Raw genomic sequence first — 8,030 nt, 5'->3', positions numbered from 1 at the left:
TGGGCAAGGGTGACATTTCAACCCTCAGATGCGTTTCAACAGGTTCGTGTTCCTCAACCGTCCCATGCTCAGCCTAGAGACTCATCTTGGCGTAACCGCTTCGCCGCAAGCCCCGTTTCCCACGGACTACGTCACCCTGCCAGTGTCAGCAGGTCACCGCCGCTTCGGCTCACTTCCTCTCGCAGCAGAGGAAGGGCATGCCCCGGTACTGCACAATTTCAATTCCACCGGGTCCTGCATTCCAAACATGCTCAAGCAGCTTCACCCCCAAACGGGCGGGCTACGCTGGCTGGGCGTACTATAGGTTATGTCCGAAGTCCAGGCCCGATTCGGCTCGGCCACGTCGAATTGCCGGTCCAGCACGTTCTCTGCCACTGGCAGCGTGTGCTTGCTGTCAGTCGTCGACACGAACTTACGCTTCCAGGTCGCGCGCAAGCCCGCTTCGCGCATCAGCCTACGAATCCGGTAGCGGCCAAGGCGCACCCCTTGTTCCCGCACCGCATGCATGACACGCCGGCTGCCGTAGCTGGCGCCGCTCGCAGCGAACGCCGCTTTGACGTGGGTCTGCTCCTGCAGAGTCTTCATGCTTGGCTTGGCGCGGCGGTGCGCATAGTAGCCCGAGCGGCTCACCTGCAATACCCGGCAGGCGTTACTGACCGATACGGCCTCCTGTTGCAAGTGGGCTACCACCCGGTAGCTCACTTCAGTTCCCGCGCAAAGAAGGCCGAGGCTTTTTTTAGCAAGGCGTTATCCTCGCGCAGTTGCCGATTCTCCGCCTCCAGTTGCCGGATGCGCTGCTGTTCCGCCGTCAGCGGCTTGCCCACGCCAGGCCCGCCGGCGCACTCTGCATCGTACTGCGCCATCCAGCGCCGAACGGCCGTCTCACCAAGCTCCATCGACCGGCAAACCTCGCTGACCGATAATCCTTGGTCTCGCACCATCCGTACTACTTCCAGCTTGAAGCTGGCGTCAAATTGTCGGCGCCTTCTTGTCATCTATCTTTTTTCCTCGTCGATTCCGGATTGTCCTCCTATCGACCTGTCCGAGGAAATTAGACCACCACAGTGAGACGAGGGCTTGTTTGGCCTGAGGAGCCTTTCTCTATCGTGACGAGTCGGTGCCCTACCAGCGCATCAATTGCCGTGGGGTCCAAGCAAAAAGGATCAGGACAATCCTTGACCAAGATCAGTGTGGCGATTTCATGGGGACTCAGCATGTTCGCATCCTGTGTTTGTTCGCCTGCATCGCCCGCGCCTTTGGCCCCATGCCTTTGGCGTGTTCACCGTCTACCGCAGAAGTGCCCAGACAGCATAGGCCACGCCCGAGGCCACTAAGCAGGCTGCAAGTGTGAAGTAATATCTCGCCCCATGATGGGGCGCCTGCGCATAAAAATGGTGAACTATCGGCTTCATGTGCCCACCTACGCTACCCAGAGTAAGAAAATTGCCCCTCCACCATTGGCAAGGGCGGGCTTGCTTTCGTTATAGCAAACCATATGCCGGCCATGCTAGATGGCGGCGGCCAAGCTGTGCAGGCGCATCACATCCGACTGCGGAGGCTGAGCCGGCACCGTCAACGAGGCAGAGTCGCGTTCGCTGACCTGTCCCGCGTCGCGGCGGCGTCAGCCTATTCGGCCAGGATCGCTGGTCGGCCCTGCTGAGCACGTCGGCCAGCATTCCGATGGAGGGGCCGACACCAATTTCTCCATCCCGATCTCCCAGGGAATAGTGCAATTGAGCCGGCGCATCACACCCTCTATTCCTGGGTGTAGTTGAGCGAGGGTATCCCGTGGCTGTGGCACGAGGCCGGCCGCTTCGGCCCCACTCCCTGTGTGGTTCTGTCGCAGTAAGGGAGCGAGGGCAAGCAGCCCCCCGGGGTACAACTGGCTTATGCTGCCAGGGAATAGAATTGCTCTGCAGCAGACGGATTGCTCCCTTCGCGGCACTGCATCTGGCCCTTGGCAATCATGTGCATGAGCTCGATGCCGCCCAGCAGGAGGCGCGCGCAGCGAAAGTCCTTGAAGCCCAGCACCGGTCGAGTCAGGCGCTTGATGGCCCGATGGTCCTGCTCGACGATGTTGTTCAGATATTTGATCTGCCGGATGGCGATGGGAGCTTCCCGTTAGGCGTTGATGTCGTGCAGGGTCGCCAAGTTGGCCGGATTGCCGCGATGGTCGCCGAGTCGGGCTGACCGTGGTGCGCGATGGCCTTCTCGAAAAAGCGCCGCGCCGCGGCCTTGTCGCGCTGGGCGCGCAGCAGAAAGTCGATGGTATGGCCCGCCTTGTCGACCGCCCGGTACAGGTATTTCCACTGACCCCGTACCAGGATGTAGGGCTCGTCCATGCGCCAGCTTTTTCCCACTGGGCGCTTGCGAAGGCGAAACCCCTTGTTCAGCGCCGGCAGCAACTTGAGCGCCCAGCGGTGGCCACCGAGTGGGGCGTGTCGACCACCATTCCATTTCGTTGGCGCCGGCGCAGCATAGGCAGGTCGACCAGCCAGATTAGTGTAATTTCTAGAAAGGGCCGGAATTTTAGATTCCCCATGCCTGCGTTGGCTCTTGATTCGGGCGACAAAAAAGCCTAGTGTGGAACTTCGGTGCGCGCTCCCAGCGCTCCTCGCACCGATGCACCCGTTGCCGTTGCCATCGTCCTCCGTGGAACTCGAGCCACGGAGCAGCAGTCGTAGTTCCTTTTTCCACCCACGACAAAGGAGGCCGACATGCTAAGTCCGCATGAAATCGCTGCGCTACTGCTGCTTGGCGATGCGCAGGAGATCCACGACCTCGAACCCGAGCATTTGGACAGCTTGCTGGCCCACAAACTGGTCACGTTCGAGCAGGGTCATGCTACCGGCAATGCCTACGCCCGCCTGACAAGTCAGGGGCATTCCATGCTCGACGCCGTCCGCCGCATTCGGTAACAGTCGGCTCGTGCGGGAGAGCAAACGTCGCGCGTAATCGCAGCGCAGGGCTGACTAAAGTGCTCTCGAGCCCAGAACACCACGTAAGGCGTGGCGCGGGACGGCGGCGACGCATTGTCTGCGACCACCGATTCCTTGTTGAACAGCTGAAAATTCGCGAAGGAAACCAAGGCCCCGCCGCGCGAGTCGCTTGCCCGGGAAAGGCGCTCTCCTCTTCGAGTACGGATCACCAAGATCATGAGCTTGCCTTTCACCACCCTCTCGCCAAGCTTGCACAACAATCCCGGCGTACTGGGTATTTTTGCGGCCCGAACAACGGTCCGCGCATAGGTGTGACACGGGCGCGCGCCAACCGGATCGCGCTCGCGACGCAAACGTTGACCGAACGGCAGGGACCCGCGGTGACCACCATCAGCCTCTTCTTATGTGGTGATGTCATGACTGGGCGAGGAGTCGATCAACTCTTCGCGACGCCGAGCGTGCCTACGCTGCATGAGGGATCCATCGGTTCCGCCTTGGACTACGTCAAGCTGGCTGAGCGTAAGACGGGACCGATATCAAGGGCTGTGAGCCATGCATACATCTGGGGGGATGCGCTGGAGGAATTCGCGCTGCGGCGTCCCGATGCACGCATCATCAATCTCGCGACGGCGATTACGACATCGGAAGACGCATGGCCAGGCAAGCGCGCGCATCACCGCATGCACCCAGCCAATACTGCTTGTCTTGTTACCGCCGGCGTCGACTGCGCCGTGCTGGCGAACAACCATGTGCTCGATTGGGGCTATGCGGGGTTGACTGACACGCTCGCTGCTCTCCGCATGGCAGGTATCGAGACTGCCGGCGCCGGGCACGACGCAAGTGAGGCCGCCCGGCCAGCGATACTCGCACTGCCGAACCAAGGACGGATCCTGGTGTTTGCGTTCACGATGGAGAACGCAGGTACGCCGCACAAATGGATGGCCACGAACAAGCGCGCCGGCGTGAATCTGCTGCGTGACTTTTCACCGGCGAGCGTCGACCGTATCGCCAGACAAATCGCAAAGTTCAAGCGAAAGGGTGACCTGGTGGTCGCTTCGCTTCATTGGGGAGTCGACTGGGGTTACGATCTGGAGCCGGGACAGCAGGCATTCGCACACGGGTTAATCGACGAAGCGGGTGTCGACGTCATCCATGGTCACTCTTCGCATCATGCCAAAGGCATTGAATTACATGCTGGCAAGCTCATTCTGTACGGATGCGGCGATTTTGTGAACGATTACGAGGGTATCGGTGGCCATGATGAATTTGGCGCCCATCTCGCATTGATGTACTCCCTGACCCTCGACAGCGACCATGGCAGACTCACCGACCTGCGGCTGGTTCCGCTGCGTCGTCGCCACTTCCAATTACGGCATGCTCATGAGATCGACTTCTGCTGGCTCACTGAGGTTCTCAATCGCGAGGACCTGAGGTTCGGGACGTGCGTCACGCGCTTGAATCGGGACGAATTTCGCGTCCTTGCGCGCTGTTCTTGAATGCAACAGCGTCAGATATAATGCCTGACGCACGCTTGTCCCGAACTCTGTCTCCATGCTGAAAGTCGCTGCAACGCTGGGAGTGTGGGTGTCGCCTCACACGACGGCAACTGGCGCGTCGACCGGGAAGAACACGGAAGTCGCGACGCCAAAGCGAGCGGCCAGCGCCCGGATCTGGCGCACGTTGAGTTCGCGGCGTCCGTTCAGGACTTCCGAAACCACGCCTTGGCTTCCGATTTCGGGCACTTGTGCCTGCGTGAGATGGTGCTGCTCCATCAGGAATCGCAAGGCATCCACGCCGGTCACCTCGGGGAAGGCGTAATGATCCTCGTCGTAGTCACCAATCAGCTCACCGAGCGTCGCGACCAGATCCGCCAGCGGATGCGCTTCGTCTGCCGCGCCCGCGTCCAGCAGGGCATTCATGGCGGCAACGGCCGCATCGTAGTCGCCTTCCGTGCGAATGGGGTGCAGGGGTACGACTTCGGACAGCGCGCGGAAGTGATCGGTCAGGGCAGCCACATTCAAGAGGGCTTCCATTTGTCGTACTCCTTGTGAGTTAAGACTTCGCGCACATAGAGCATCTGGCGGTCGAAGTGAATTGCGGTGATGAGGCGATATTTATTGCCACCGATGTCAAAGATATAAAAATTTCCCACACGATCCGTAGCGTTGAAAGTTGCCTTCAAGTGGGCGAAGCTTCCGAAGTTGGTGGCCTCGACCTTGCGCCAAGCCTGTAAGGGAACATTGGCATCCGGATATCGGGCCGCGAAATCCACCAGGGCTTTGTTAGAGATTACGCGCATACCCGCAGTATATCTCAAATTGAGATTGATCGCACGTGGAGCGGCGCTGCTGCGGGCCAACCTTGGTCAGCAGGACGCTGGTACCTGCACTATGTCCGATCAAGACCCCAGGCGGAAATGCTCCACGCTCTGCCCAGCGTTGACCGCCCGCCGCAGCCAGTCCGGCATCTCCCCTGCCCCGTCGTCCGCGCTGCGGTAGCGCACGGCCGTTGGCGCCGCCTCGGTCCGTCCTACCGGCGCGAAGCAACTGGCCGCCACCAGGTCAGCAAGGGTCAAGCCGTGCCGCGCCAATTGTGTGCGCACCCACAGCACGGCCCCGCCCCGGCGGCGAGCGGGTCGAAGTGGGGGACAGGTGGCTCACGACTATGTACCCCCTACACTGCCGCCCGCGCCTTCCCCGTCCGCAGCACATCCCGCCGCCCCCCTCGGGCGCTCTGATGTAGCGGGGGCCTGCCGCCGCACTGGCAAGATGCGGGGCCGATCCCCGCGACTGCCTGCCGCCATCACCGATTCCGCTGATGACAGACCTCCTTACATTTGCGCTTTTTTGATCACTTATGGTATGACCATACCGGAAAAACATCTTTTTGCGGCGCTGATGTCCTACGTGGCCTGACCGTCAACGTTCTATAGCAGGTGTTACCGCTCGATCATGGTAAGCGTCCGAGCGAGGCCGTCCTTGACGAGGCGCTGTAGTGGGCAACTGATCAGCGACGGCCCACGGCAGGAGATCGCTCACGCGATTGACCGGATGGTCGACAATGCGAGAGATGACGTAGCGCAGATAAGCCTCAGGATCGAGGCCGTTGAGTTTGGTGGTCGCGACCAGTGTGTAGATCGCGGCGCCTCGCTCGCCACCGCTGTCAGAGCCGAAGAAGTTCTTGCGGCCGATCGCTCAGGCAAGCAGGTGGCGACCGGACTGAAGGTGGGGGCGTCGCCCTTACATTGCCGACAGGGATACAGCCTGGGGCCATCAATTAACATCCATCCAAATGGCGAGCGAAGGACGAGCCGATGGTGCCCCTTGCATGCCAGACGCGCACCGCACGTGCGGCAAACACTGGTCCGGGCAACCGCCTCGGCAACCTGTGCCGCGACCATCGTGCGCTGTAACTCACCCAGCAATGATTTTGACTCCACCTGATGCAGGCCCAGCGATCCGGCATTGGATCAGCAATTGCCGGGCGACCGGCCCATGCCCCGGCACGACCGATACGCCTCCCGAAATGAACGGGTGAAAGCCCGTTGACGGTGCGGCTGTGCGAGCGCGATGCCCTGGCGGATCTGCCGGTGCTGCTGCGCCTGGTGGATCAGGGAAAGGCTCAGGTCAGCGAGAAGACATCGCTGCCGGGCACGGTGACGCTGCGTTTGTTGTGCGGGCAACTGTCCGGTAGCGACTACTACTCCGACGACGCGGGCTCCGAGCGGCTCTTTCGTGCGGACGTCATGAAAAGTCATTTGGTTAGAGCTTCTAAGCGCGTATGCTGGAACTGCCACCTTGGCAAGCAACGCACTAGGAGCAATCCATGGCCAAGAGTCAACTACGCAGCACTCGCGAAGCGAAAAAGCCCAAGCAGCCCAAGAAGCCGTCAGTGCCGGCAACCCCGTTCAGCACGGTTCATTCGAGGGTTGGGAACGAAGGTGTCGCCAAGAAGAAGACGTAAATTGGTTGGCCGCGGACACGCGGCACAGTGATCACACGCAACTTGTAACGTTCACCGCAGGGAATTGATATCTCTACATTGAAAGCGCAGACCGCTTCGGGAGGCGCATCATGATCCATCACAACACGGACCCCACTTTTCGCGGGCTTCCGCTCACCGCCGAGCAAGACTCGGAAATTCGTCACTACCTGAACAGGAAGGCCAGGCTGGGCAAGCCATGGAATACCCCCGAGCTGCGCGGGATGCTTGAGGACATGCTGCTGCCGCCGACTACCGAGGACGACAGCCAGAGCGACATCCCGCGCGACGCGTTGGCCGCCGCGGAGCGTGCAGCCGCGTTTGTCGACCAGGATATGGAGCCAATCGAGGCGTATGAGGAATTGCATGCTGCAATGGAAGGAGATACGCACTAGCGCTAAGGACAGGATGCGCGGATCTCATCGAGGCTGCGGGCATGCTTCGGCAAGGCCCACCAGGCAAGCCGGATACATGCATGCAGACCGTTTCGACATCACGAACAAGAAGCTTGCAAAAGGCGTCGGGTCCATACATGCAGGAAAAGGACGATCACCCCGATATCCCCTCCACAGGCTGCCATTTGCCGTCTTGATCGAGCATTTCCGAGTATTCGCATGCTGCCATCGATGCCAAGCCCTCAAATGAACAAGGACCCCCGAAGGAGCCCTTGTCAGTAACTTTTCTGTTTCGAGGTCAGTTACAACCCAAGGCGGCTGTTAGGCGGCCAATGCGAACTTTTCGTCGTTAGCATTTACTTCGATTTAGTTTTAACGTCTTCTCTGACGAGTTGCCTCACGACCCTATCTCCCCCTGTCGAAACCAGGTCAGGCCCATCAGAAGCGCACTGCCCGTGCAATGTGCTTCTGGTGGACCTGGGCGGAATCGAACCGCCGTCCAGAAGGCCTTCAAGAAGAAGGTTTACAACCATTACCGGGAACCTTGCGGCACCCGACCATGCAGATTCTACGCCTCCTGCCGGCAGCGTCAAGGCAGTTTGCGTGCGGCTCTCACCGACTCGAGCTTCATGTGGGGACGCAAGGCCGAACAGATTCAGCAGGAGGCTGCACTCGATGGCCTGTACGTGGTGCGTACGAGCCTGCCGGCAACGGA

8 protein-coding genes, 1 other RNA gene and 2 pseudogenes are annotated in these 8,030 nt (G+C 60.3%); 3 read left to right on the top strand and 8 right to left on the bottom strand.

The genetic code is table 11. The features are described from left to right. Nucleotides 1–261 precede the first annotated feature (261 nt). The 3 genes and pseudogenes from AC3WL8_RS39400 to AC3WL8_RS39390 all read right to left on the bottom strand — a co-directional run. On the bottom strand, nt 262–678 hold the full coding sequence (locus AC3WL8_RS39400; protein WP_454754563.1) for an IS3 family transposase: 417 nt from the start codon (nt 676–678) through the stop codon (nt 262–264). Between the two features lie 20 nt (nt 679–698). Beyond that, nucleotides 699–995, bottom strand: coding sequence for an IS3 family transposase (locus AC3WL8_RS39395; RefSeq protein ID WP_013958589.1), 297 nt, complete (start codon nt 993–995; stop codon nt 699–701). Between the two features lie 892 nt (nt 996–1,887). Further along, nucleotides 1,888–2,423 (bottom strand): annotated as a pseudogene (locus tag AC3WL8_RS39390) (IS6 family transposase); the annotation flags it as partial. A gap of 294 nt (nt 2,424–2,717) precedes the next feature. Between AC3WL8_RS39390 and AC3WL8_RS39385 the strand changes: the two are divergent. Then, a complete protein-coding gene (locus tag AC3WL8_RS39385; RefSeq protein WP_153956714.1) occupies nt 2,718–2,918 on the top strand; it encodes a hypothetical protein in 201 nt (66 codons plus the stop codon). A gap of 401 nt (nt 2,919–3,319) precedes the next feature. After that, the gene (locus AC3WL8_RS39380) at nt 3,320–4,435 is read left to right on the top strand and encodes a CapA family protein (protein WP_249678586.1); all 1,116 of its coding nucleotides are present in this window, start codon (nt 3,320–3,322) and stop codon (nt 4,433–4,435) included. A gap of 96 nt (nt 4,436–4,531) precedes the next feature. On the opposite strand, the gene AC3WL8_RS39375 is transcribed toward AC3WL8_RS39380, so the two are convergent. The 4 genes and pseudogenes from AC3WL8_RS39375 to AC3WL8_RS39360 all read right to left on the bottom strand — a co-directional run. Then, entirely contained in the window at nt 4,532–4,972 is a 441-nt protein-coding gene (locus AC3WL8_RS39375; RefSeq protein ID WP_153956716.1) for a helix-turn-helix domain-containing protein, read from the bottom strand. Next, nucleotides 4,957–5,298 (bottom strand): type II toxin-antitoxin system HigB family toxin, encoded by a 342-nt coding sequence (locus AC3WL8_RS39370; protein WP_492380205.1) that lies wholly within the window; start codon nt 5,296–5,298, stop codon nt 4,957–4,959. Before AC3WL8_RS39370 ends, AC3WL8_RS39375 begins: the two co-directional genes overlap by 16 nt. 39 nt (nt 5,299–5,337) lie before the next feature. Next, nucleotides 5,338–5,514 (bottom strand): hypothetical protein, encoded by a 177-nt coding sequence (locus tag AC3WL8_RS39365; RefSeq protein WP_420872211.1) that lies wholly within the window; start codon nt 5,512–5,514, stop codon nt 5,338–5,340. A 343-nt stretch (nt 5,515–5,857) separates the two neighbouring features. Continuing rightward, nucleotides 5,858–6,133, bottom strand: a pseudogene (locus AC3WL8_RS39360) (transposase domain-containing protein); the annotation flags it as partial. Between the two features lie 879 nt (nt 6,134–7,012). On the opposite strand from AC3WL8_RS39360, the gene AC3WL8_RS39355 reads away from it, so the two are divergent. Further along, nucleotides 7,013–7,315: a hypothetical protein gene (locus tag AC3WL8_RS39355; protein ID WP_153956718.1), complete on the top strand. Its 303-nt coding sequence runs from the start codon at nt 7,013–7,015 to the stop codon at nt 7,313–7,315. Between the two features lie 247 nt (nt 7,316–7,562). On the opposite strand, the gene ssrA is transcribed toward AC3WL8_RS39355, so the two are convergent. Further along, nucleotides 7,563–7,922, bottom strand: a transfer-messenger RNA (tmRNA) gene (ssrA, locus tag AC3WL8_RS39350). Between the last annotated feature and the right edge of the window lie 108 nt (nt 7,923–8,030).

The sequence above is a fragment of the Cupriavidus sp. FW305-F7 genome, assembly GCF_058782875.1.
Note: the sequence above shows the minus strand (reverse complement) of the source record. Positions and strands in the feature narration are given on the sequence as shown.

What these genes read in the sequence shown, in the direction of transcription:
- AC3WL8_RS39395 (WP_013958589.1), bottom strand. Translation starts at nt 995, where the DNA reads ATGACAAGAAGGCGCCGACAATTTGACGCCAGCTTCAAGCTGGAAGTA.
- AC3WL8_RS39385 (WP_153956714.1), top strand. Translation starts at nt 2,718, where the DNA reads ATGCTAAGTCCGCATGAAATCGCTGCGCTACTGCTGCTTGGCGATGCG.
- AC3WL8_RS39375 (WP_153956716.1), bottom strand. Translation starts at nt 4,972, where the DNA reads ATGGAAGCCCTCTTGAATGTGGCTGCCCTGACCGATCACTTCCGCGCG.
- AC3WL8_RS39355 (WP_153956718.1), top strand. Translation starts at nt 7,013, where the DNA reads ATGATCCATCACAACACGGACCCCACTTTTCGCGGGCTTCCGCTCACC.